Below are 24,154 nucleotides of genomic sequence, written 5' to 3' on the forward strand. Positions count from 1 at the left end.
CGGAATTCTGATAATGACCAAACCAGTATCTGGCCTTGACGCTGAGCAAGGCTTGCTTGGGCGCGTGTTTAAACTCAAGCAACATGGCACGACGGCGCGTACGGAAACGATTGCCGGTATCACCACCTTTCTCACCATGGTGTATATCGTGTTCGTTAACCCGCAAATTTTGGGCGCGGCGGGCATGGATACCCAGGCGGTATTTGTCACCACCTGTTTGATCGCCGCCTTCGGCAGCATCTTTATGGGCCTGCTGGCGAACCTGCCGGTGGCGCTGGCGCCGGCGATGGGCCTGAACGCCTTCTTCGCCTTCGTGGTGGTCGGCGCGATGGGCATCTCCTGGCAGGTGGGCATGGGCGCCATCTTCTGGGGGGCGGTCGGCCTGCTGTTGCTGACCATTTTCCGCATTCGCTATTGGATGATCGCTAACATTCCGGTCAGCCTGCGGGTCGGCATTACCAGCGGCATCGGTCTGTTCATCGGCATGATGGGGCTGAAAAACGCCGGCATCGTAGTGGCTAACCCGGACACGCTGGTGACCATCGGCAGCCTGACCTCGCACAACGTGCTGCTGGGGGCGCTCGGCTTCTTCATCATCGCCGTGCTCTCTTCGCGTAACTTCCACGCGGCGGTGCTGGTGTCGATCGTGGTCACCACCCTGATCGGCTGGATGCTGGGCGACGTGAAATACGGTGGCCTGTTCTCCCTGCCGCCGAGTATCACCTCGGTGGTGGGCCAGGTCGACGTGGCCGGCGCGCTGAACATCGGGCTGGCCGGGGTTATCTTCTCGTTTATGCTGGTGAACCTGTTCGACTCTTCCGGCACCCTGATCGGCGTTACCGATAAAGCCGGCCTGACCGACAACCAGGGCAAATTCCCGCGTATGAAGCAGGCGTTGTACGTTGACAGCATCAGCTCAGTGGCCGGTTCGCTGGCGGGTACCTCTTCCGTGACCGCTTACATCGAAAGCTCGTCCGGCGTCGCCGTCGGCGGCCGCACCGGTTTGACGGCGGTGGTCACTGGCCTGCTGTTCCTGCTGGTGATCTTCCTGTCGCCGTTGGCGGGTATGGTGCCGGCTTACGCTGCCGCCGGCGCGCTGATCTATGTCGGTGTACTGATGACCTCCAGCCTGGCGCGGGTGAAGTGGGACGATCTGACCGAAGCGGTACCGGCATTTGTCACCGCGGTGATGATGCCGTTCAGTTTCTCGATCACCGAAGGTATCGCGCTCGGCTTTATCTCCTACTGCGTGATGAAGCTCGGCACCGGCCGCTGGCGTGAAATCAGCCCGTGCGTGGTGGTGGTGGCGCTGCTGTTCGTACTGAAAATCGTCTTTGTCGACGGCCATTGACAGCCAAAGGGCCGACGTCTGTCGGCCCTGAACGCTAGACTCCCGGCGTCGCGTCCGGCGCCTGGTCCAACACCCACTGCAACGGCCGCCGGAAGCGCGCCTGCCAACTGCCGGCGGCATCCTCGCCCTGGGCGAAGTGCAGCGTCTCTACCTGGTTATCCTCTCCAAACAGATTGGCGAAGTGCAACGCCAGCGCCTGCTCGCTGAAGTTCTGCCGATCGTAATACGCCATCACGATTTTCTTTTGCGCCGCCAGCGACTGCTGGGCCGGCTTGATCTCCCCGTTGGGGGCGATCAGGAGCGCGCCGGCGTAAAACTGCGGGTACTTCGCGATCAGGTTGGCGGCGTGCAGTGCACCCTGGCCGCGGGCGCTGAGGTAAATCCGTTGGGTATTCAGCTTTAGCTGCGGAGCCAGCTGTTGCAGCGTACGCTGAATGGCGGTTTGGGTGCTCTCATCGCTGTAATTCGACCAGCGGAAGCTGTTTTCCGACAGCATCTGCGTGCCGTTGATCTCGATGTAGGCTACGCCCATTTCGCCGAACAGCAGCCGTTCTTCGGGGCTGATAGCGGCGGCTTTGCCGTAGGTATGCAGGAAGATCACCGTTGGCCAGCCTTCGGGCGGCGCTTCGCCGTCCGGCATCGCGTAGCTGGCTTTGCCTTCATAGCGGCGAGCGTGCTGCAGATAGCGCGCTTTGGTGGCGGCCAAAATGGATTGGTAGGTGGCGGAATGTTGAATGCTGTTGAAGGCGTCGTCCTCCAGCAGGTTGTAGTAGTACCACAGGCCGCGGTCGGCGCTCAGCTGCAGGTAGCGTTCCGCCAGCTCGGTTTGCCCTTTCTCTGCCGACGACACCGCCAACTGGTAGGGCGCCCAGACATTGCGGCCGTCTTCGCGCATCAGCGTCAGGTACAGCGACATGGCGCCCAGCTTTTTGTCTTCCTGGTTTTGCGCGGATCGCGACAGCTGGGCGTTGAGCGCACTGTGTGCCGGCAGCTCCAGCGGTTCTTCACCGGCGGGATAACGCATGTCTGCGGCGAAAGCGGGACTGGTGATGGAAACAAAAAATAACGCTAAAATGAAAAAATACATGATGCTATGGCTTTAATTTTCAATGAATTGACGGACTTCATGTCCTGTTGCGGCACCCGGTGGGCGCCGCGAGACGGTCACTCCACGCGGCGAATAAAATCGCTGAACGCGGACAGCTGGCCGGTCAGGAAGTCCAGCGTTCCCTGATCGCTCAGTTCACCGGCCTGTTCATCGACCTTGCTCTGGATCACGCCGCCCATAAACTCAGGCTTGTTCATTACCATCGCATCGAGGAATACCAGGATCTGGCGCAGATGGTATTGGCAGCGCGCGCCGCCGATCGGCCCCATCGAGCTGGTTTGAATGGCGACCGGCTTGCCGGCCAGCGGCTGATTCGGCAAGCGAGACAGCCAGTCGATGGCGTTCTTCAACCCGCCGGGCACGGAATAGTTATATTCAGGGGTGACGATGATCACGCCGTCGGCCTGGCGGATCTGTTCGGCGATCGCCTCGACAGCGGCAGGGAAGCCTTCACCCTGTTGCATGTCGGCGTCGTACAGTGGGATATCGCGGATGGATGGTAGCGCTTCAATGGTGACGCCCTGCGGAGCCAGCCCTGGCAGAGCGCGGGCCACCATGGCGTTGTAAGAGCCTTTACGCAGGCTGCCGAGCAGAGTGACGATTTTTAAGGCTTGGTCTGACATGATGATTCTCCCTTTCGAATGAGCAGATTCAGCGTACAACATGGGCGAATAGTAGGCTAAAGCGCGGGTCGAGAATAGGCGATTGCTCAACATTTAGCTGTCTTTACAATTTAATCCAGCGACTCGAGCGGTAAAGACAGCGTTATCCGCTTTGCGCCGCGTTAACCGGGCGTCTTCAGGCCCGTCAGTTTAACGAAGCGCGAGGACGCCGCCGGGCTGCGCGGTGAGATTTCCCCGTCTTTGTGCAGTCCACCGCGCTCTTCGTAGCGCCAGCACAGCAGGCGATCCAGCCCAGGGCTGCCGGCGCAGGCCCAGCTCAGGTATTCGTCGGCGTCGCTCATCACCTGAACGTCCGGCGTGGCACTGGAGCGCAGGTGGCCGGAGAAGGGATGCAGACGCAGCGTAGACTGGCCGCTGTTACCGAGGCCGGAAATTTTCAGCACGCTTTGCCGGATGCTCCACAGCTGAGTCTCTGCCTCCAGCCGATCGTCCTGCGCGCCGATCCAGGCATTCTCCGCCGGCGTCTGATGTGCGTGTTGCAGCGCGCTTTGTCGGGTACCGCGCGCCCGCATCACTTCGATATCCAGTCCGACTTTGCCTTCGTCGCTGAGCAGCACGCCCACGGTGTTGCTGGCGTAAGCGAGGCTAAAGTCGGGCAGCTGATGATCGGCGAAACAGGGGCGGCCGGTCGGCGTGGTGGCTATAGGGGGGAGCGTCGGCAAGCCGTACAGGTAGAACATCATTTCGGCGAGCAGAATGCGCCCTTGCAGGTAGCGCGTGCGGCGCTTAACGGAAAAGGTGCGGGTGGCGGCTATCACTTCGTCGGAGAGTCTCTGGGTATCCAGGACAGCGGAGGCCGGGGTCCATCGGGCAAAATGACACGCCATTGTTCACTCCATGACAGAGGGTCGCTAAGAACGCAGGGGTGTTAGATTAAGACTAAGTTGAGGATTTATCATCAAAAAACACTATGCGGATTATCCTATTTATTAACGATGGAAGAGGTATCGTCCGACGCGGCATCGCTCCACCATTGGATCATTGATGCGTTCGGTGCCAAATCAAAGTATGGCTTGCCCAGCAAGTGATTGAGGATGCGCGCTGAACGCCAGGCCATCAGGCTCAGTCCGCCTTCTGCGCTGCCGTGGCTGTGTATCCCGGCATTTACCGCATAAATTCGATTTTGCTCCGGCCCGAGCCATTCAAGATTAAAATTCGGCAGCAGCGGTAGATGCTGCTTCGAATCGAGCGGGATGCGTGGCACCAAGGGTTTCAGGTACGCGGGCAGAGAGGCGCGATAGCCGGTGGCGAGAATGACGATATCAGCCCTGAAACTTTCCCGGCGATTTTCCAGACCGTGAAGCGTGCCCAGATGAAAAGCCTCATCCATTGATTCGACGGTCAGTAGAGTACGATGGGGCAGTAAACGCACATTGCGTGCCTGGCGCATCACGTCAAAACGCATATAAAGCTCACGGTACAAGGTTCGCAGCGTATGATTGCTGATGCCGTCTGCCGGCAATTTCTGTGTTTTGATTTCACGTGCGCGGATCTCGGCCGGCAGCGTATAGAAATAGTCGACGTATTCAGGAGTGAAATATTCGTTGGTGAAGGGGGACTCGTCCAGCGGCTGAAAATTGGGACGACGCGAGAGCCAATCCAGCTGTGCCGGCTCGCCCCAGTGTCCCTGCAACGCGTTCAAAAAAACATCGGCGCCGCTTTGGCCGCCGCCCACCACCATAACCCGCTTGCCGCTGAAGTCTGGATTGCGCAGGGCTATTTCGGCGGCATGCATGCAGTTTTCACCCAGCGCCGGGTAAAATGCTTCCGGCAACCAAGGGTCATGTCCGGTACCCAGACAGATATTTTTCGCCCACAGGGTCTGGTTGTGGGTACATACCTTGAACAAACCTTTTTCATCGTCGAAATCAATACGCTCTACGGACTGTGAAAACTGTAGCCCGTCTAACCTTTCGCAGGCCCAACTCAGGTAGTCGGAAAATTCTTCCCGGCTGATAATTTGCTGCTCGGTGATTAAAAAACGATAAATTTTTTTCTGTTCGACCAAGTAATTAATAAATGAAAATTGGCTGCGTGGGCTGACGGCGGTAACCAGATCCTGAAGTACATAGGTTTGCATATAAGCTGAGGGTAGCAGCATACCGGGATGCCAACGGAAGCTGGCGTTACGATCGAGAAAGGTATAATTGACGGCGCCGCTTTCGGCGGCCAGAGCGGCCAGACTGAGATTGAAAGGCCCCAATCCCACGCCGATCAAGTCTAAAGGTTCGTTCATGTAAGCTTATCTCTCACGCAGCAAAATTGATGAGATAAGCTTAGGTGAGTTTTGATGCCGCCGGGAGAAGTAACATGCGGGCGCCGAGTAGGATACGGCGCTCGCAGTCGATTATTTCCCGATACAGAAGCTTGAGAAGATACGGCCCAGCAGATCGTCGGAGGTGAATTCGCCGGTGATTTCACTCAGGGCCAGCTGCGCCTGGCGCAGTTCCTCGGCCAGCAGCTCCCCCGCGTAAGCGCTCACTAACTGTTCTTTACCCTGCACCAGGTGCTGTGCCGCCAGTTCCAGCGCCTGCAGGTGGCGACGGCGCGCCAGGAAGCCGCCTTCCATATTGCTGGTGAAGCCCATGCTCTGTTTAAGATGATCGCGCAGCACATCGACGCCTTCGCCGGTGCGGGCCGACAGGCGAATAAGTGAGTGGTTATTCACTTCCGTCAGACCCAGCGTTTCACCGGTGATGTCGGCCTTGTTGCGTACCACGGTAATCGGCAGCGTGCCTGGCAGGCGCGCCATAAACTCCGGCCAGATCGCCGCCGGCTCGGTGGCGGCGGTGGTGGTGCCGTCAACCATAAACAGTACCCTGTCGGCCTGTTCGATCTCGCTCCACGCACGTTCGATGCCGATACGCTCTACTTCGTCGCTGGCATCGCGCAGGCCGGCGGTGTCGATGATGTGCAGCGGCATGCCATCGATATGGATATGTTCGCGCAAGACGTCGCGGGTGGTGCCGGCGATATCGGTCACGATCGCCGCCTCGCGCCCGGCCAACGCATTGAGCAGGCTCGATTTACCTGCGTTGGGGCGCCCGGCGATCACCACCTTCATCCCTTCGCGCAGCAGGCTGCCCTGGCGCGCTTCGCCGCGCACGTTGTCCAGATCCGCCATTACGTCGTTGAGCTGCGCCTCGATTTTACCGTCGGACAGGAAGTCGATTTCTTCGTCCGGGAAGTCGATCGCCGCTTCCACGTAGATTCGCAGGTGAGTGAGCGCTTCCACGAGCTGGTGGATGCGGGTGGAAAACGCGCCCTGCAGCGAGTTCATAGCCGAACGTGCCGCCTGCTCGGAGCTGGCGTCGATCAAATCGGCAATCGCTTCGGCCTGCGCCAAATCGAGTTTGTCGTTGAGAAATGCGCGCTCGGAGAACTCGCCGGGCCGTGCGATGCGCACGTCAGGGAGCGCCAGCACGCGCTTGAGCAACAGATCGAGGATCACCGGCCCGCCGTGGCCCTGCAGTTCCAGCACGTCTTCGCCGGTAAAGGAGTTCGGCCCCGGGAACCACAGCGCGATGCCCTGATCGAGGGTGGCGCCCGTGGCGTCGCGGAACGGCAGATAGTCAGCGTAGCGCGGCTTCGGCAGCTTGCCGAGCAACGCCTGGGCGACGTCTTTGGCCTTGCTTCCAGAAATGCGCAGAATGCCGACGCCGCCGCGTCCCGGCGGGGTGGCTTGGGCAACGATGGTATCGGTGGTGCTCATAACGGTTCTCTCTGACGATTAAGATGCAAAAAGGCGGTCTAATGACCGCCTTTGGGGTGACTGCAAGGGTCGGCGCGCCGAACCCCTACAATACGCTTAGCTTTTTTTCTTGTCGCGGCTGTGCAGACCGCGTTTTTCCAGACCACGGTAAATCAGCTGCTGCTGCAGGATGGTCACCAGGTTACTGACGATGTAATACAGCACCAGACCGGACGGGAACCACAGGAAGAACACTGTGAAGATCACCGGCATGAAGGTCATGATTTTCTGCTGCATCGGGTCAGTCACGGTGGTTGGCGACATCTTCTGAATGAAGAACATCGTCACGCCCATCAGGATTGGCAGGATGTAGTACGGGTCTTGCGCCGACAGGTCATGGATCCACAGGGCGAACGGCGCGTGGCGCAGCTCGACCGAGCCCATCAGCATGTAGTACAGCGCCAGGAAGATCGGCATCTGAATGATCAGCGGCAGGCAGCCGCCGAGCGGGTTCACTTTCTCCGACTTGTACAGCGCCATCATCTCTTGGCTCATGCGCTGTTTGTCATCGCCGATGCGCTCGCGCATCGCCTGCAGCTTCGGCTGCAGCATGCGCATTTTCGCCATCGAGGTGTACTGCGCCTTGGTCAGCGGGTACATGATGCCGCGCACGATGAAGGTGATGATGATGATGGAGAAGCCCCAGTTACCGATAAAGCCGTGGATGAACTTCAGCAGTTTGAACAGCGGCTGGGAGATGAACCACAGCCAGCCGTAATCCACGGTCAGGTCCAGGTGCGGCGCCAACTGGGCCATCTGATCCTGCAGCTCCGGGCCGACCCACAGGGTCGCGTTCAGCTGCTGCTGAGCGCCCGGCTGCACCACGACCGGGGTAGATTTGAAGCCGATGGTGGACAGGTTGTCACCCGGTTTGGCGGTGTAGAAGGTGTTGTCACCCTTGGTCGCCGGTACCCACGCGGTGGCGAAGTACTGCTGCAGCATGGCGACCCAACCGTCTTTGGTGGTGACGCTCAGGTTTTCGTCTTTGTCGAACGCGTATTTCTGGTACTTGTCCTCGCTGGACGAGTACGCCGCGCCGCGGAAGGTGTGCAGCGCGAAGTTGCTGCTGCCGGTGTCGCGGTGCTTAGGCAATTCGGTGGTCTGCTTCAGCTGGCCGAACAGGGTCAGCTCCAGCGGCGTCGCGCCTTTGTTGTCGATGCTGTAATCCACGCCGACCGCATAGTGATTGCGTTTGAGCACGAAGGTCTTGGTGTAGATCGCGCCGTCTTTATCGGTGTAGGTCAGCGGGATGCGCAGCTCGTCCTGGCCTTCCGGCAGGGTGTAGCTGTCCTGCGCCGCCTGATACAGCGGGCGCTCGCCGTTGGCCGGGTTGTCCGGGCCGTTTTTACCGGTCAGGCCGCTTTGTGCCTGATAGACGAACGACGGAGTGGTTTCCAGCAGTTGGAACGGAGTCGATGAACCCAGGGTATCCGGGTAGGCCAACAGTTTAGCCTGCTCGATATCGCCACCACGGGTGTTGATGGTCAGTGACAGCACGTCGGTGTTCACGGTAATCAGCTTACCCTGACCACTGGCTGGCACGGCCTGGCTGGCGGCATCACCGGCTACTGCGTTCGAAGTCTGTTGCGTGGTCTGTGCGGCCGGCTGCGGAGCATTGTCCGTTTGCCATGCCTGCCAGATCATGAAAGACACGAACAGCAGAGCGATGAGGAGAAGATTGCGTTGCGAATCCATCGTTAGTGTTCTCTGTTATCGTCGGTTTTTGGCGGCACCGGATCATCGCCACCTGGGTTCAAAGGGTGGCATTTTAATACGCGTTTCAATGCTAACCAACTGCCTTTTATCATGCCAAACCTGCTTAATGCCTCAATTGCGTAATGAGAGCATGTCGGCTGGAAGCGACAACGAGGCCCTAGCAGCGGACTGATGACGAGCTGATAGGCCCGCACCAGCCCGATCAGGATGCGGGAGCCTGGCGACAGTGGCGACGCCATAATTTATCCAAAGCTTCCGTCAGCGCGCGGTTATCCAAATCCGCTATCCCCTTTTTGGCCACCACGACAAAATCCATCGCCGGTAATTCGTGCTGACGCAAGCGGAAGCTTTCGCGGGTTAGGCGTTTGATCCGATTACGCTCGTGCGCGCGTTTGACGTGTTTTTTGGCGACGGTAAGACCGATGCGGGGATGCCCCAGCTGGTTCAGGCGGCCGAGGATGGTGATTTGCGGCGTGCCAGCCCGTTGTGGCTGCTGGAAGACGAAAGTGAAATGAGTGGGAGTTAACAAACGTAACTCCCTGGGAAAAGCGAGCTTAACCACTCAGCGGGTTAGCTTTATTACTTAGAAACAGTCAGACGAGCACGGCCTTTCGCACGACGGCGGGCCAGAACTTGACGACCATTTTTGGTGGCCATACGAGCACGGAAACCGTGGCTACGGTTGCGCTTCAATACGGACGGTTGGAAAGTGCGTTTCATAGCGATTTCTACCTAAACTTAAAATAATTACTGATCAGTAAACGCGTTTGGCTACTCGGCGTGAAGATGACCGACGCCTCAATCGCAATACATAAAGAAGCGGGATTGTAATAATTGTACAGTCCTGAGTCAATTCGCATCGCGCCAGCCTACCTGGTTGTCTGCCAATAACGGAACAAAATCCGGTCTTGGCCCGTGGTCACCGCAGAATCCTGTCTGGCTAATGACGCACCATAAGGAACCAGGTATCACACGTAGGGCGAAGATTATACGGACTCGGGGTGAAATCGCAAGGATCCCCGTGAGATCCTTTGCGCGCGATCCCAGGATCCGACGTGGATAACAGGGTATAACCGGTTGACAATGTAAAAAACGCGGCGCAGCGGCCGGGATCTGCGCGGTCATTCGGCGTTGGCGGTGAAAAGATCGCCGCCGGCCGCGGCCTGTGGATAAAATGGATCTAATCTGTGAGGAAGGGGAGGATCTCTTGCTCGGATTGCGCTATGATCCGTCATTCCGATCGCGATCCCTCATGCCGGGATCGTGAGGGACACAAACCGTGAAAGGCGGTTCGCATCCCCCACAGGCAAACAGCCGATGCCGGGTATGTGTCAAAAATCATGAGTTATAAAAAAGTTGCCCGTTTCTTTTCTTTATTGATCTTGTTCGAGTGGAGTCCGCCGTGTCACTTTCGCTTTGGCAGCAGTGTCTTGCCCGATTGCAGGATGAGTTACCTGCCACAGAATTTAGTATGTGGATTCGCCCATTGCAGGCGGAACTGAGTGACAACACCCTGGCGCTGTACGCGCCTAACCGTTTTGTGCTGGATTGGGTTCGCGATAAGTACTTAAACAACATCAATGGTCTGCTGAATGATTTCTGCGGCACGGATGCGCCTTTGCTGCGTTTTGAAGTCGGCAGCAAGCCGATCACGCAGGTGATCAGCCAGACCGTGACCGCCAGCGTCAGCAGCGCCCCTGCGGCCCCGGCGGCGCGTACGGCTGCACCTTTGCGCCCGAGCTGGGACAACGCGGCGGCGCAGCCCGAGCTCTCTTACCGCTCCAACGTCAATCCTAAACACACCTTCGACAACTTCGTCGAGGGTAAGTCCAACCAGCTGGCGCGCGCGGCGGCTCGCCAGGTGGCGGACAATCCGGGCGGCGCCTACAACCCTTTGTTCCTGTATGGCGGTACCGGCCTGGGTAAAACTCACCTGCTGCACGCGGTCGGCAACGGCATCATGGCGCGCAAGGCCAACGCCAAAGTGGTCTACATGCACTCGGAACGCTTCGTGCAGGACATGGTCAAAGCGTTGCAAAATAATGCCATCGAAGAGTTTAAGCGCTACTACCGTTCGGTCGACGCCTTACTTATCGATGACATCCAATTTTTCGCCAACAAGGAGCGTTCGCAGGAAGAGTTCTTCCATACCTTTAACGCCCTGTTGGAAGGCAATCAGCAGATCATCCTGACCTCGGATCGCTACCCTAAAGAGATCAACGGGGTGGAAGATCGCTTGAAGTCCCGCTTCGGTTGGGGGCTGACGGTGGCGATCGAGCCGCCGGAGCTGGAAACCCGCGTGGCGATCCTGATGAAAAAGGCCGACGAAAACGACATTCGCCTACCGGGCGAAGTGGCGTTCTTCATCGCCAAGCGCCTGCGTTCCAACGTGCGTGAGCTCGAAGGGGCATTGAACCGCGTGATCGCCAACGCCAACTTTACCGGCCGGGCTATCACCATTGATTTCGTGCGCGAAGCGCTGCGCGATCTGCTGGCGCTGCAGGAAAAGCTGGTCACCATCGACAATATCCAAAAGACGGTGGCGGAGTATTACAAGATTAAAGTCGCGGATTTGCTGTCCAAGCGGCGTTCGCGATCCGTTGCCCGCCCGCGCCAGATGGCGATGGCGCTGGCGAAGGAACTCACCAACCACAGTCTGCCGGAAATCGGCGATGCGTTTGGTGGCCGCGACCATACCACGGTGTTGCACGCCTGCCGGAAGATCGAGCAGCTGCGTGAGGAAAGTCACGACATCAAAGAAGATTTCTCCAATTTAATCAGAACATTATCTTCATAGCGCTATGAAATTTATCGTTGAACGTGAGCATCTGCTAAAACCGCTGCAACAGGTGAGCAGCCCGCTGGGCGGCCGCCCGACCTTGCCGATCCTGGGCAACCTGCTGTTGCAGGTGACGGAAGGCTCCCTGCTGCTGACTGGCACCGATCTGGAGATGGAGATGGTGGCGCGCGTCGCCCTGTCCCAACCGCATGAGCCGGGCGCGACCACCGTGCCTGCGCGCAAATTCTTTGATATCTGCCGTGGCCTGCCGGAAGGGGCGGAGATCGCCGTCACGCTGGAGAGCGAGCGCATGCTGGTGCGGTCCGGCCGCAGCCGTTTCTCACTGTCTACGCTGCCGGCGGCGGACTTCCCGAACCTGGACGACTGGCAGAGCGAGGTGGAGTTCACCTTGCCGCAGGCGACGCTGAAGCGCCTGATCGAAGCTACCCAGTTCTCGATGGCCCATCAGGACGTGCGTTACTACCTGAACGGCATGCTGTTTGAAACCGAAGGCGAAGAGCTGCGCACCGTCGCGACCGACGGCCACCGCCTGGCGGTGTGCTCGATGCCGATCGGCCAGCAGCTGCCGTCGCATTCGGTGATCGTGCCGCGTAAAGGGGTGATGGAGCTGGTGCGCCTGCTGGACGGCGGCGATTCGCTGCTGCAGTTGCAGATCGGCAGCAACAACATCCGCGCCCACGTCGGCGATTTCATCTTCACGTCGAAGCTGGTTGACGGCCGTTTCCCGGACTATCGTCGCGTCTTGCCGAAGAACCCGGATAAAACGCTGGAAGCCGGCTGCGATCTGCTCAAGCAGGCGTTTGCCCGCGCGGCCATTCTCTCGAACGAGAAATTCCGCGGCGTGCGGCTGTACGTCAGCCAGAACCAGCTGAAGATCACCGCCAACAACCCGGAGCAGGAAGAGGCGGAAGAGATCCTCGACGTCAGCTACGACGGCGCGGAGATGGAGATCGGTTTCAACGTCAGCTACGTGCTGGACGTGTTGAACGCGCTCAAGTGTGAAGACGTGCGCCTGCTGTTGACCGACTCGGTCTCCAGCGTGCAGATCGAAGACGGCGCCAGCCAGGCGGCGGCCTACGTTGTCATGCCAATGCGGTTGTAGTCTCGTTACCTTGAATTACAGCACCGTCATCGGTAAAGAGATTGCATGGCTCTGACGCGTTTATTGATTAAAGACTTCCGCAATATCGAGGCGGCGGATTTGGCGCTAGCGCCGGGATTCAACTTCCTGGTTGGCGCCAACGGCAGCGGCAAGACCAGCGTGCTGGAAGCGGTGTATACGCTCGGCCACGGCCGCGCCTTTCGCAGCCTGCAGGCTGGTCGGGTGATTCGCCACGACCAACCGGAGTTCGTGTTGCATGGCCGCATCGAAGGTGCGGAGCGCGAGCTGTCGGTAGGATTGAGTAAGAGCCGTCAGGGTGACAGCAAAGTACGCATCGATGGCAGCGACGGCCACAAGGTGGCCGAGCTGGCGCAGCTGCTGCCCATGCAGCTGATCACCCCCGAAGGTTTTACCCTGCTGAACGGCGGGCCGAAATTCCGGCGCGCCTTCCTGGACTGGGGCTGTTTTCATAACGAACCCGGTTTTTTCACCGCCTGGAGCAACCTGAAACGGTTACTGAAGCAGCGCAATGCCGCGCTGCGCCAGGTGAGTCGCTATGCGCAGATCCGCGCTTGGGATCAGGAACTGATCCCGCTCGCGGAGCGCATCAGCGAATGGCGGGCGGAATACAGCGACGCGATCGCCGCGGATATCACCGCGACCTGTGCGCAGTTTCTGCCTGAATTCGGCCTGAGCTTCTCCTTCCAACGCGGCTGGGACAAAGAGAGCGACTACGGCGAGCTGCTGGAGCGCCAGTTTGAGCGCGACAGGGCGTTGACCTATACCGCGGTGGGGCCGCATAAAGCGGACTTTCGCATTCGTGCCGACGGCACGCCGGTAGAGGATTTGTTATCGCGCGGTCAGCTTAAGCTGCTGATGTGCGCGTTGCGCTTGGCGCAGGGTGAGTTTCTCACCCGGCAGAGCGGGCGGCGTTGCCTGTATCTGATTGATGATTTTGCCTCCGAGCTGGACACCGGCCGTCGCCGGTTGCTGGCCGATCGCCTGAAAGCCACCCAGGCCCAGGTTTTTGTCAGCGCAGTCAGCGCTGAACAAGTGACCGACATGGCCGGTGAAAAGGGCAAGATGTTCCGCGTGGAACAGGGTAAAATAGAGGTTCAACCACAGGACTAAAATGAGCGAGAAACGTTGATGTCGAATTCTTATGACTCCTCAAGTATCAAGGTATTAAAAGGGCTGGATGCGGTGCGCAAGCGCCCGGGCATGTATATCGGCGATACCGATGACGGCACCGGTCTGCACCACATGGTATTCGAGGTTGTGGACAACGCTATCGACGAAGCGCTCGCGGGCCACTGTAGTGACATTCAGGTCACCATCCATGCCGACAACTCGGTATCGGTGCAGGATGACGGCCGCGGCATTCCGACCGGCATTCACCCGGAAGAAGGGGTTTCAGCCGCAGAGGTCATCATGACCGTGCTGCACGCCGGCGGTAAATTCGACGACAACTCCTATAAAGTTTCCGGCGGCCTGCACGGCGTGGGCGTCTCGGTGGTTAACGCCCTGTCGGAGAAACTGGAGCTGGTGATCCGCCGCGAAGGCAAAGTGCACGAACAAACTTACAGCCACGGCGAGCCGCAGGCGCCGCTGAACGTGGTGGGCGAAACCGAGCAGACCGGCACCATGGTGCGCTTCTGGCCGAGCCACCAGACCTTCACCAATGTGACCGAGTTCGAGTATGACATTCTGGCCAAGCGTCTGCGCGAGCTGTCCTTCCTCAACTCCGGCGTGTCTATCCGCCTGAAGGACAAGCGTACCGACCGTGAAGACCACTTCCATTACGAAGGCGGCATCAAGGCGTTTGTCGAGTACCTGAACAAGAACAAAACCCCGATCCACCCGAACGTGTTCTACTTCTCGACCGTGAAAGACGATATCGGCGTGGAAGTGGCGCTGCAGTGGAACGACGGTTTCCAGGAAAACATCTACTGCTTCACCAACAACATCCCGCAGCGCGACGGCGGCACGCACCTGGTCGGTTTCCGTACCGCGATGACCCGTACGCTGAACAGCTACATGGAGAAGGAAGGCTACAGCAAGAAGGCCAAGGTCAGCGCCACCGGCGATGACGCACGTGAAGGCCTGATCGCCGTGGTCTCGGTGAAGGTGCCGGATCCGAAGTTCTCTTCTCAGACCAAGGACAAGCTGGTCTCTTCCGAGGTGAAAACCGCGGTTGAAACGCTGATGAACGAGAAGCTGGTGGATTACCTGATGGAGAATCCAGGCGACGCGAAAATCGTGGTCGGCAAAATCATCGACGCGGCGCGCGCGCGCGAAGCGGCGCGTAAAGCGCGTGAGATGACCCGCCGCAAAGGCGCACTGGATCTGGCCGGCCTGCCGGGCAAGCTGGCGGACTGCCAGGAACGCGACCCGGCGTTGTCCGAACTGTACCTGGTGGAAGGGGACTCCGCGGGCGGCTCTGCCAAGCAGGGGCGCAACCGCAAGAACCAGGCTATCTTGCCGCTGAAGGGGAAAATCCTCAACGTCGAGAAAGCGCGTTTCGACAAAATGCTCTCCTCGCAGGAAGTGGCGACGTTGATCACCGCGCTGGGTTGCGGCATCGGCCGCGACGAGTACAGCCCGGACAAGCTGCGTTATCACAGCATCATTATCATGACCGATGCCGACGTCGACGGTTCGCACATCCGTACGCTGCTGTTGACCTTCTTCTATCGCCAGATGCCGGAAATCATCGAGCGTGGCCACGTGTTCATCGCACAGCCGCCGCTGTACAAGGTGAAGAAAGGTAAGCAAGAGCAGTACATCAAAGATGACGAGGCGATGGATCAGTACCAGATCGCTATTGCGATGGACGGCGCTACGCTGCACACCAATGCCAGCGCACCGGCGCTGGGTGGCGAACAGCTGGAAAAACTGGTGGCTGAGCACTATGGCGTGCAGAAGCTGATCGGCCGCATGGAGCGCCGCTACCCGCGCGCGCTGCTGAACAGCCTGATCTATCAGCCGACGCTGAACGAAGGCGATCTCAGCGATGAAGCCAAGGTGAAAACCTGGATTGCTTCGCTGGTGCAGGCGCTGAACGACAAAGAGCAGCACGGCAGCAGCTATGACTTCGTTATCTTCGAGAACCGCGAGCGCCAGATGTTCGAGCCGGCGCTGCGCATCCGCACCCACGGCGTGGATACCGACTATAAGCTGGACTTCGACTTCATCCACGGCGGCGAATACCGCAAGATCTGTCAGCTGGGCGAGAAGCTGCGCGGGCTGGTCGAAGAGGGCGCGTTCATCGAGCGCGGCGAACGCCGTCAGCCGGTAGACAGCTTCGAGCAGGCGTTGGAGTGGCTGGTGAAAGAGTCGCGCCGCGGCCTGTCGGTGCAGCGTTATAAAGGTCTGGGCGAGATGAACCCGGAGCAGCTGTGGGAAACCACCATGGATCCTGAAAGCCGCCGTATGCTGCGCGTGACCGTCAAGGATGCCATCGCTGCCGATCAGCTGTTCACCACGCTGATGGGCGATGCGGTTGAACCGCGCCGCGCCTTTATCGAAGAAAACGCCCTGAAAGCGGCGAACATCGATATCTGATGCGTTAATGGCTGTGAAAATCCGCGCCGGGCGACCTGCGCGGATTTTTTTTGCGCCCTTTTTGGCGCTGACAGCCGAGGCTGAAACGCGTTAGCATGGGAAAAAACCACTGGGAGAAGCGTTGAATGGCTATTGAACTGATTGCGATCGACATGGACGGCACGTTGCTGGATCCGCAGCACCAAATCACGCCGGCGGTAAAGCAGGCTATCGCGGCGGCGCGGCGCAAAGGGGTGCACGTGGTGTTGGCCACCGGGCGGCCTTATGTCGGCGTGCAGGATTATCTGCGCCAGTTGGACATTCAGGGCCCCGGCGATTTCTGTATCACCTATAACGGCGCGCTGGTGCTGCGTGCGGTTGACGGCGCCTGCATTCTGCAAGAAACGCTGGGCTTTGAGGATTATCTGCACTTTGAGCAGATGGCGCGCGAGTTCGGCGTTCACTACCAGGCGTTTGATTTCGATACCCTGTATACCCCGAACAAGGATATCGGCAAGTACACCATACACGAGGCGGAAATGACCGGCATTCCGCTGAAATATCGCAGCGTGGAAGAGATGGATCGCCAGATGCGGTTCCCTAAAGTGATGATGATCGACGAGCCGGAGCTGTTGGACCGCGCTATCGCGCGCATCCCGGCGGAAACGCGCGAGCGTTATACCATCCTGAAAAGCGCGCCTTATTTCCTCGAGATCCTGCACAAGAACGTCGATAAGGGCGCCGGGGTGAGAATGCTGGCCGAGCATTTGGGCGTGGCGCGGGAAAACATCATGACGCTGGGGGATCAGGCCAACGATACGGCGATGATCGAATATGCCGGCGTCGGCGTAGCGATGGGCAACGCCATTCCCGAACTGAAAGCGGTGGCGCAGTTTGTCACCAGCGGCAATACAGAGGACGGCGTGGCGCGCGCTATCGAGAAGTTCGTGCTCAACGCCTGATAACGCGTGGGCGCTGCGGCGCCCCTTTATACTTTCGCCAACACCCCTTTGGCGATCTGCAGATCCTGAATCGCCAAGCCGGTGAGATCGGCGATGGTGATGTGCTGCGGCTCGCGTCGTACCCGCCCTCCCTGCGCCAAGACGGCGCCCATTTCGACGATTGGCGTTGAAATCAGCCTGTTTTGCCGATAAGCCGTCGCGATCTCGCCATAGTCCGCGCACTGCGTCAGGGCATCGACCAGCAGCGCGTCTGTGTTGGCCACCAAATCGGTCGCCAGTTCCTGTTTGCCGGGCGCGTCGGCGCCCACGGCGGTGATGTGCGTGCCGGGCCGAATATCCGCCGCCTGCAATATCGGTTCGCGGCTGGGCGTGGTGGTCACGATCAGCCGACAGTGCGCTGCCAGTTCCGCCGCATTCTGCGTAACCCGCACCCGAAAACCCTCGGCTTCGGCATCGCGCCGATACGCCGCCAGCGCCTGTTCGTCTCGTCCCCACACCCATACGTCTCGGCAATCGGTCACCGGTTTCAGGCATTGCAGCTGCAGCCGCGCCTGCAGACCCGTGCCGACCATGCCGATCGCCTGAATATGCGGCGGCGCGCACAGCTCGGCGGCGATGCGGCCGGCCAGGGCGGTGCGCAACGCGGTCAGCCAACCTTCATCCTGCAGCAGCGCCTGCGGTTCGCCGGTCTGGGCGGAGAACGCCATCACCAGCCCCTGATTGCTCGGCAGGCCGTGTTCGGCGTTGCGATAGAAACCGGCGGAGATCTTGACCACGAACAGTTCGTCACCTTCCAGCCAGGCGGACTTGATGCAGCAGTCGCCGGCGGCACGCTCGAACAGGAAATGCTGCACCGGCGGTTGTTGCACTCGCTGTTGCGAGTAGGCGATAAAACCCTGCTTCAGCAGCGGCGTTATGGTCTCGGCGTCGAACGCGGCGAGGATTTGCTGCCGATTAAGGATGTGCATCGGCGATGGCCTTGAGGTATTTCTCCAGCACGATGTTCTTGCCGCACAGTACCACCGCCACCTTTTTACCCTGGTATTCCGGCGCCAGTTTGATCGCCGCCGCCAGCGCCACGCCGGCCGCGCCTTCGATAATCCAGCGATCGCTGGCGGCGATCCGGCGCATCGCGTGTTTGATCTCTGCCTCGCTAACCAGCACTTTGCGGTCGATCAGCTGTTGGCACAGCGGAAAGGTCACGGCGCCCGGCTCGACGCCGCCGGCGGTGCCGTCGGACAGGGTTTCTTGCTCTTCCACCGGGAAGATATGGCCCGCTTCCAACGCGCTGTACAGGCTGGTGGCGTTTTCCGGCCAGCAGGCGATAAGCTGCGTGTTCGGCGACAGTTGCCGCAGAACGGTGCCGATGCCGGCGATATAACCCCCGCCGCCGACCGCCACGAACACCGCGTCCAGATCGGTGAGTTGTTCAACCAGCTCCATGCCGCAGGTGCCCTGGCCGGCGATCACCTGCTCGTCGTTATACGGCGAGATATAGGTTTTTCCCTGTTCGCGTGCGGCCTGTTCCCCCGCCAGTTCGGCGTTCAGCGCATCGCCCGGCACCAATTCCACGGTGCCGCCCAGTGCACGAATGGTGTCGAGCTTGATGCTCGCGGCCGTCTCTGGCGCATAAACCGTGACGCCAACCCCCATCAGGTACCCCGCCAGGGCGACCGCTTGGCCGTGGTTGCCGGTTGAGGCGGCGATCACGCCGCGCCGGCGTTGCTCGTTATCCAGCAGCCGCAGCTTGTTGCTGGCGCCGCGAAATTTAAAGGAGCCGGTGTGCTGCAGATGATCGCATTTCAAATACAGCTCGCAGCCCAATTGCTGAGAAAGCAGTACGCTGCGCTCCAATGGCGTGACCCGAACCTGAGGGCGCAGTTGCTGATGGGCAGAAACAATGGCATCGAAGAGGGGATTCATACCGGCTCCAGAATATTTTGGACTTAAAAATCCAGTTTGTACTTTTTTGTATTGATTGTAAACCCCGTCGGGCAACCCGGCCAGAAAGCGGAAATGGCCGGGGTACGGCATCGCGTATGCGGTGAAAATAAACATTACTGGGCGTTTAGCGGCACGATTTTTTATTTATTTGCGTTAAGAAAGGCGCTGCCGCTGAATTATTTTGATCAAGTAAATGAGAATGAAAAAATAGCGCTCGCGGCATCTGCCTATACGGCATGGGCACCGCTGAGTTTCACTGCCTGGAATACGGCCGGCTTGCCGGGCGTTTATTTCCTGCCGGCGTCGTCGATAGGCTTAACGGATAAGTCTCATGGAAATTTCGACGCGGGAAAGCCCCCGGCTCGTCCTCGCCGGCCATATGAAACGCGGCTGCCGATCCGGTAAGATGGCCGTTCAGTGCCAGCATGCGCAGGAGAGCCGCCATGAGCCATCGGGAAAAACAACTGACTTTCGACCCTCGTGGGCATCAGTTAACCAATATCAACGTCTGGACGCCGGACAGCCAATGGCTGGCTTATGACGTGCGCCCGCGCGGCGCCTCTTTCACTGGTCTGAGCATCGAGCGGGTCAACGTCGCCAGCGGCGCGGTGGAGGTGGTTTATCGCGCCCAGCACGGCGCGCACGTCGGCGTGGTTACGGTCAGCCCCGATGCACCGGCGCGCTACGTCTTCATCCACGGCCCGGAGCACCCGGACAGCGCCTGGCAGTATGATTTTCACCACCGCCGCGGGGTGATCGTCAGCGAACCGGATCGCGAGTTGGCCATCACCCTCGACGCGCTGGATATCACCGCGCCCTACACGCCCGGCGCGCTGCGCGGCGGCAGCCATGTGCACGTTTTCAGTCCGGACGGCAGCCGCCTCAGCTTTACCTACAACGATCACGTGATGCATGAATGCGATCCGGCGCGCGATCTGCGCAACGTCGGCGTGGCCGTGCCGCTGCACGGGGTCAATCCGCCGAAACAGCATCCCCGTGAATATGACGGCAGCCACTATTGCGTGCTGGTCAGCGAGACCGTGCCGCAGCCGCAGCCGGGCAGCGATCAGATCAATCGCGCCTACGAAGAGGGCTGGATTGGCCGCGAAGGCTACCGTAAGGCCGACGGCAGTCGGCAGCGCTGGGCGCTGGCGTTCATTGGCGATACGTTGTCCGCCGCCGGAGAGAAACTGCCGGAGGTGTTTATTGTCGACCTGCCGGAGAACGATGCCGATTACGCCAGGGCGGGCGCTTTGCCGCTGCAGGGGACGGAAAGCGAGCTGCCGGCGCCGCCGCTTGGCGTCAGGCAGCGGCGGGTGACCTTTACCGGTGAACGCCGTTTTCCGGGCGTGGTCGGTGCGCCGCGCCATTGGCTGCGCAGCTCGCCGGACGGCAGCCAGATAGCTTTTCTGATGAAGGATGACGGCGGCGTGGTGCAACTGTGGACGGTGTCGCCGAACGGCGGTGAGCCGCGCCAGGTCAGCCGCGGCGAGCATGACATCCAGTCGGCGTTCAGCTGGCACCCGCAGGGCGGGGCGATAGCCCTGGTGTGTGACAACAGCGTGATGCTGTGTGAGGTCGCCAGCGGCCGCCTGCAGCGTTTAACGCAGCGCAGCGTGCAGTCACCGTCGGGGGATGCCGTGGTGTTTTCGCCGGATGGCAGGAAAGTGGCGTTTATGCGCGAGATAGCGGGATTCAACCAGATCTTTGTGGTTGAGGTGTAGGCGGGCCTGGCGGCCCGCTGCGTGCGTGATTAGTGCGTGGCAGTGCTTTCGTTGCCTTCACCGGGATTGCCGGTTGCCGCCAGATTCTGCTGCTCGCTGCGCAGGATGCGCGCTTTTGGCGAGTCTGCGGTGGCGTCATTGCCTGAACGCAGATAGTCGTAAGGCAGCAGCACGGTATCCATCACTGCGGAGAACGGCAGATCCAGCGCCACCAGCGGCATCATCGCCCAACTGGTGTTGTCGTCCTTCAGCATGTCCACGCTGGCGCGGGTGCCGGGATAGTAACCCTGATTCGGGCCGGTATGGCTCATCACGCTGGAGCAACCGCTGGTCGCCAACAACATGCAGCCCGTCGCTATCGCTTTCATCGTCGTCATTAATCCATCCTGCAGGGTTGCTGTGCCCCTAAATTAAGCTGATTTATAACATCCTGTTGCTGCTTTAAAAGAAGCAAAATCCCGCTCTGTGGCGGCTCTCTCACTTTAGTGTAAGTGGTAAAAAAACTTTCACCTAACCGAAAAGCGCTTTTTTTGATCCTCGCCCGTTGAATTGATGAAATCAACCCCCATTTTATCATCAGAGCCGGATTGAGAATTTGCCGTAAGGGAATTCTGGCTTAATTAGCCTGTCCAGAATGGAAGGCGTATTTATTTCAACCTCGCTGAAGTGCCTTAGGAGGCTGTTTTATGCGTAATTTCGATCTTTCTCCGCTATACCGTTCCGCCATTGGTTTCGATCGCCTGTTCAACGCGCTGGAGGCCGGCCAGAGCCAGGGCAACGGCGGTTATCCCCCTTATAATGTCGAGCTGGTGGACGAAAATCATTATCGCATCGCCATTGCGGTAGCCGGGTTTGCCGAGCAGGAGCTGGAGATCACCACGCAAGATAATCTGCTGATCGTGCGCGGTGCGCACAATAACGAACCGGCAGAAAAAACCTATTTATATCAGGGCATCGCTGAGCGTAATTTCGAGCGTAAATTCCAGCTGGCTGAACATATTCAAATTAAAGGCGCCAAACTGGAAAACGGCCTGCTGTATATCGATATGCAGCGCATCGTGCCGGAAACATTAAAACCGCGCCGTATCGAAATTAAATAATTCCCTTTTCGCCGGCAGGAACGCTGTCGGCAAATATGCAGTAACAATCCGCCTGCCGTCAGGGGGCTGAATAAACACATCTCGCTTAATGAAAGGAGTTGTTCCTATGCGTAATTACGATCTATCCCCGCTTCTGCGTCAATGGATTGGTTTTGATAAACTGGCCAGTTCCATGGGGGGCCAGGAACCCCAGGGGTTCCCGCCGTATAACATCGAGAAAAGCGATGACAATCACTACCGCATTTCTCTGGCGCTGGCCGGTTTCCGGCAGAGCGAACTGAATATCGAAGTGGAAGGGCCGCGGCTGACCGTCAGCGGTAAACCCACGCCGCCGGAAAAACAGGTCGAGTACCTGCATCAGGGGTTGGTGTGCAAAGAGTTCCAGCTGACCTTCACTCTGGCGGAACACCTGCAGGTATCCGAGGCCAAATTTGAAAATGGCCTGTTGCACATCGATCTGGTGCGTCAGGTGCCGGAAGCCTTGCAGCCTCAGCGCATTGCCATCGGCGCGACGCCGGAGCTGGAAGCCAAATAACCGACTGAAAAACGGTCATCATCATGCGGGGGAGATCCAGACGGATCTCCCCCGTTGCGTTATGTGGCGCACGCCACAGTCCCCCCGTCTGCCCGATGCCATAATCCTTGTTAATTGTGTGTCTTTGTCCGCAAATCCCATGTTCAACTTTGGCAAGGATGTGACCTATGAGCGATATCGCCCTGACCGTCAGCATGTTGGCGCTGGCGGCCGTCATTGGGCTGTGGATGGGGAACTGGAAGCTGTACGGCGTCGGGCTGGGCATCGGCGGCGTGCTGTTCGGCGGCATTCTGGTCGGCCACTTTGCCCAGAGCGGGCAAATCAGCCTGAATGGTGACATGCTGCACTTTATCCAGGAGTTTGGCCTGATCCTGTTCGTTTACACCATCGGCATCCAGGTCGGTCCCGGTTTCTTCTCTTCGCTGCGCGTCTCTGGTCTGCGCCTCAACGCCTTCGCGGTGCTGCTGGTACTGACCGGCGGCGTCGTGGCGGCGGCGGTGCACAAGCTGTTCGACGTGCCGCTGCCGATCATCCTCGGCGTGTTCTCCGGCGCGGTCACCAACACCCCGGCGCTGGGCGCCGGTCAACAAATCCTGACCGATCTCGGTTCCGATCCGGCGTTGGTGGACGGCATGGGGATGGGCTACGCCATGGCCTACCCGTTCGGCATTTGCGGCATCTTGCTGGTGATGTGGCTGATCCGATTGGTTTTCCGCATCAACATCGAGCGCGAGGCGCAGGCGTTTGAAAACAGCCTGGGCAATCAGCGTGAGCTGCTGCACGCCATCAACGTGGCGGTGCGCAATCCCAACCTGCAGGGCATGGCGATTAAGCAGGTGCCGTTGCTCAACGGTGAAGCGATCGTCTGTTCGCGCCTCAAGCGCGGAGAGCTGCTGATGGTGCCGGCGCCACACGAGCGGCTGGAACTTGGTGACTACCTGCATCTGGTGGGCAAGCGTGAAGATCTGGAGAACGCCCGGCTGGTGATCGGCGAAGAGGTGGACGCTTCGCTGTCGACGCGCGGCACCGCGCTGCAGGTGGTGAGGGCGGTGGTGACCAACGAGCAGGTGCTGGGCAAGAAAATCCGCGAGCTGAACCTGAAGCAGAAGTATGACGTGGTGATTTCACGCCTCAACCGCGCCGGCGTGGAGCTGGTGGCCGGCAGCAACGTGACGCTGCAGTTCGGCGACATTCTCAACCTGGTCGGCCGGCCGGAGGCCATCGACGCGGTGACGGCAATCGTCGGCAACGCCCAACAAAAACTGCAGCAGGTGCAGATGCTGCCGGTCTTTATCGGCATCGGTCTCGGGGTGCTGCTGGGCTCCATTCCGCTGTTCGTGCCCGGCTTCCCGGCGGCATTGCGGCTGGGGCTGGCCGGCGGGCCGTTGGTGGCGGCGCTGATCCTGGGGCGCATCGGCAGCATCGGCAAGCTGTATTGGTTTATGCCGCCGAGCGCCAACCTGGCGCTGCGCGAACTGGGCATCGTGCTGTTTCTGGCGGTGGTCGGTTTGAAATCGGGCGGCAATTTTATCGATACGTTGCTGCACGGCGAGGGGCTGACATGGATTGGTTATGGCGCGTTAATCACCGCCATTCCGCTGCTGAGCGTCGGTATTCTGGCACGCACGGTGGGCAAGATGAACTACCTGACGCTGTCCGGCATGCTGGCGGGATCGATGACCGATCCGCCGGCGCTGGCCTTCGCCAACGGTCTGCATCCCACCAGCGGCGCCGCCGCGCTGTCTTACGCCACCGTGTATCCGTTGGCGATGTTCCTGCGCATCATGTCGCCGCAGCTGCTGGCGGTGCTGTTCTGGACGCTGTAGTGCGGATCG

23 protein-coding genes are annotated in these 24,154 nt (G+C 59.4%); 11 read left to right on the forward strand and 12 right to left on the reverse strand.

The window, feature by feature from the left end:
* Positions 1–13 precede the first annotated feature (13 nt).
* A complete protein-coding gene (locus ACJ8IL_RS16010) occupies positions 14–1,351 on the forward strand; it encodes an NCS2 family permease (protein WP_004933851.1) in 1,338 nt (445 codons plus the stop codon).
* Positions 1,352–1,385: 34 nt separating this feature from the next.
* Here ACJ8IL_RS16010 and ACJ8IL_RS16015 read toward each other — a convergent pair whose 3' ends face one another.
* The 9 genes from ACJ8IL_RS16015 to rpmH all read right to left on the reverse strand — a co-directional run bounded on the left by ACJ8IL_RS16015 (position 1,386) and on the right by rpmH (position 9,329).
* A complete protein-coding gene (locus tag ACJ8IL_RS16015) occupies positions 1,386–2,438 on the reverse strand; it encodes a hypothetical protein (RefSeq protein ID WP_025304751.1) in 1,053 nt (350 codons plus the stop codon).
* 77 nt (positions 2,439–2,515) lie between these two features.
* Positions 2,516–3,082, reverse strand: a complete 567-nt coding sequence (locus ACJ8IL_RS16020) for an NADPH-dependent FMN reductase (RefSeq protein ID WP_025304752.1) — start codon at positions 3,080–3,082, stop codon at positions 2,516–2,518.
* A 161-nt stretch (positions 3,083–3,243) separates the two neighbouring features.
* On the reverse strand, positions 3,244–3,969 hold the full coding sequence (locus ACJ8IL_RS16025) for a 4'-phosphopantetheinyl transferase family protein (RefSeq protein ID WP_442516658.1): 726 nt from the start codon (positions 3,967–3,969) through the stop codon (positions 3,244–3,246).
* Between the two features lie 95 nt (positions 3,970–4,064).
* Complete coding sequence (locus ACJ8IL_RS16030; RefSeq protein ID WP_442516659.1) at positions 4,065–5,378, reverse strand: lysine N(6)-hydroxylase/L-ornithine N(5)-oxygenase family protein; 1,314 nt, start codon at positions 5,376–5,378, stop codon at positions 4,065–4,067.
* Between the two features lie 111 nt (positions 5,379–5,489).
* Positions 5,490–6,854: a tRNA uridine-5-carboxymethylaminomethyl(34) synthesis GTPase MnmE gene (gene mnmE / locus ACJ8IL_RS16035; RefSeq protein WP_197837360.1), complete on the reverse strand. Its 1,365-nt coding sequence runs from the start codon at positions 6,852–6,854 to the stop codon at positions 5,490–5,492.
* Positions 6,855–6,950: 96 nt separating this feature from the next.
* Positions 6,951–8,588 carry a membrane protein insertase YidC gene (gene yidC / locus ACJ8IL_RS16040; protein ID WP_025304756.1) on the reverse strand — a complete coding sequence of 546 codons (1,638 nt, stop codon included), beginning with the start codon at positions 8,586–8,588 and terminating at the stop codon, positions 6,951–6,953.
* Between the two features lie 2 nt (positions 8,589–8,590).
* A complete protein-coding gene (gene yidD, locus ACJ8IL_RS16045) occupies positions 8,591–8,848 on the reverse strand; it encodes a membrane protein insertion efficiency factor YidD (RefSeq protein ID WP_004933881.1) in 258 nt (85 codons plus the stop codon).
* A complete protein-coding gene (gene rnpA / locus ACJ8IL_RS16050) occupies positions 8,812–9,171 on the reverse strand; it encodes a ribonuclease P protein component (protein WP_004933883.1) in 360 nt (119 codons plus the stop codon). Before rnpA ends, yidD begins: the two co-directional genes overlap by 37 nt.
* Before the next feature lie 17 nt (positions 9,172–9,188).
* Positions 9,189–9,329, reverse strand: coding sequence for a 50S ribosomal protein L34 (rpmH, locus tag ACJ8IL_RS16055; RefSeq protein ID WP_000831330.1), 141 nt, complete (start codon positions 9,327–9,329; stop codon positions 9,189–9,191).
* Between the two features lie 682 nt (positions 9,330–10,011).
* Here rpmH and dnaA point away from each other — a divergent pair.
* The 5 genes from dnaA to yidA all read left to right on the forward strand — a co-directional run bounded on the left by dnaA (position 10,012) and on the right by yidA (position 17,016).
* Complete coding sequence (gene dnaA, locus ACJ8IL_RS16060; RefSeq protein WP_071826153.1) at positions 10,012–11,406, forward strand: chromosomal replication initiator protein DnaA; 1,395 nt, start codon at positions 10,012–10,014, stop codon at positions 11,404–11,406.
* Positions 11,407–11,410: 4 nt separating this feature from the next.
* The gene (dnaN, locus tag ACJ8IL_RS16065; protein WP_004933892.1) at positions 11,411–12,511 is read left to right on the forward strand and encodes a DNA polymerase III subunit beta; all 1,101 of its coding nucleotides are present in this window, start codon (positions 11,411–11,413) and stop codon (positions 12,509–12,511) included.
* Between the two features lie 45 nt (positions 12,512–12,556).
* Positions 12,557–13,642 carry a DNA replication/repair protein RecF gene (gene recF / locus ACJ8IL_RS16070; protein ID WP_025304758.1) on the forward strand — a complete coding sequence of 362 codons (1,086 nt, stop codon included), beginning with the start codon at positions 12,557–12,559 and terminating at the stop codon, positions 13,640–13,642.
* 18 nt (positions 13,643–13,660) lie between these two features.
* Positions 13,661–16,075, forward strand: a complete 2,415-nt coding sequence (gene gyrB, locus ACJ8IL_RS16075) for a DNA topoisomerase (ATP-hydrolyzing) subunit B (protein WP_025304759.1) — start codon at positions 13,661–13,663, stop codon at positions 16,073–16,075.
* Positions 16,076–16,200: 125 nt separating this feature from the next.
* Entirely contained in the window at positions 16,201–17,016 is an 816-nt protein-coding gene (yidA, locus tag ACJ8IL_RS16080) for a sugar-phosphatase (RefSeq protein ID WP_197769435.1), read from the forward strand.
* A 26-nt stretch (positions 17,017–17,042) separates the two neighbouring features.
* On the opposite strand, the gene ACJ8IL_RS16085 is transcribed toward yidA, so the two are convergent.
* Entirely contained in the window at positions 17,043–17,984 is a 942-nt protein-coding gene (locus ACJ8IL_RS16085) for an ornithine cyclodeaminase family protein (RefSeq protein WP_442516660.1), read from the reverse strand.
* On the reverse strand, positions 17,971–18,939 hold the full coding sequence (locus ACJ8IL_RS16090) for a threonine/serine dehydratase (protein WP_089181466.1): 969 nt from the start codon (positions 18,937–18,939) through the stop codon (positions 17,971–17,973). Before ACJ8IL_RS16090 ends, ACJ8IL_RS16085 begins: the two co-directional genes overlap by 14 nt.
* Before the next feature lie 36 nt (positions 18,940–18,975).
* On the opposite strand from ACJ8IL_RS16090, the gene ACJ8IL_RS16095 reads away from it, so the two are divergent.
* Positions 18,976–19,365 carry a hypothetical protein gene (locus ACJ8IL_RS16095; protein ID WP_173889430.1) on the forward strand — a complete coding sequence of 130 codons (390 nt, stop codon included), beginning with the start codon at positions 18,976–18,978 and terminating at the stop codon, positions 19,363–19,365.
* A 38-nt stretch (positions 19,366–19,403) separates the two neighbouring features.
* Positions 19,404–20,684, forward strand: coding sequence for a DUF3748 domain-containing protein (locus ACJ8IL_RS16100; RefSeq protein ID WP_197811666.1), 1,281 nt, complete (start codon positions 19,404–19,406; stop codon positions 20,682–20,684).
* Between the two features lie 29 nt (positions 20,685–20,713).
* Here ACJ8IL_RS16100 and ACJ8IL_RS16105 read toward each other — a convergent pair whose 3' ends face one another.
* Positions 20,714–21,061 carry a YceK/YidQ family lipoprotein gene (locus ACJ8IL_RS16105; protein WP_197811665.1) on the reverse strand — a complete coding sequence of 116 codons (348 nt, stop codon included), beginning with the start codon at positions 21,059–21,061 and terminating at the stop codon, positions 20,714–20,716.
* Positions 21,062–21,370: 309 nt separating this feature from the next.
* On the opposite strand from ACJ8IL_RS16105, the gene ibpA reads away from it, so the two are divergent.
* The 3 genes from ibpA to ACJ8IL_RS16120 all read left to right on the forward strand — a co-directional run bounded on the left by ibpA (position 21,371) and on the right by ACJ8IL_RS16120 (position 24,145).
* A complete protein-coding gene (gene ibpA, locus ACJ8IL_RS16110) occupies positions 21,371–21,784 on the forward strand; it encodes a small heat shock chaperone IbpA (protein ID WP_004933919.1) in 414 nt (137 codons plus the stop codon).
* Between the two features lie 106 nt (positions 21,785–21,890).
* Positions 21,891–22,319 (forward strand): small heat shock chaperone IbpB, encoded by a 429-nt coding sequence (gene ibpB, locus ACJ8IL_RS16115; protein WP_004933922.1) that lies wholly within the window; start codon positions 21,891–21,893, stop codon positions 22,317–22,319.
* 167 nt (positions 22,320–22,486) lie between these two features.
* On the forward strand, positions 22,487–24,145 hold the full coding sequence (locus ACJ8IL_RS16120; RefSeq protein ID WP_099816906.1) for a putative transporter: 1,659 nt from the start codon (positions 22,487–22,489) through the stop codon (positions 24,143–24,145).
* Positions 24,146–24,154: the final 9 nt, after the last annotated feature.

Origin of the sequence: Serratia sp. CY47444 (assembly GCF_052168635.1) — a bacterium.
GTDB classification, from domain to species: domain Bacteria; phylum Pseudomonadota; class Gammaproteobacteria; order Enterobacterales; family Enterobacteriaceae; genus Serratia; species Serratia bockelmannii.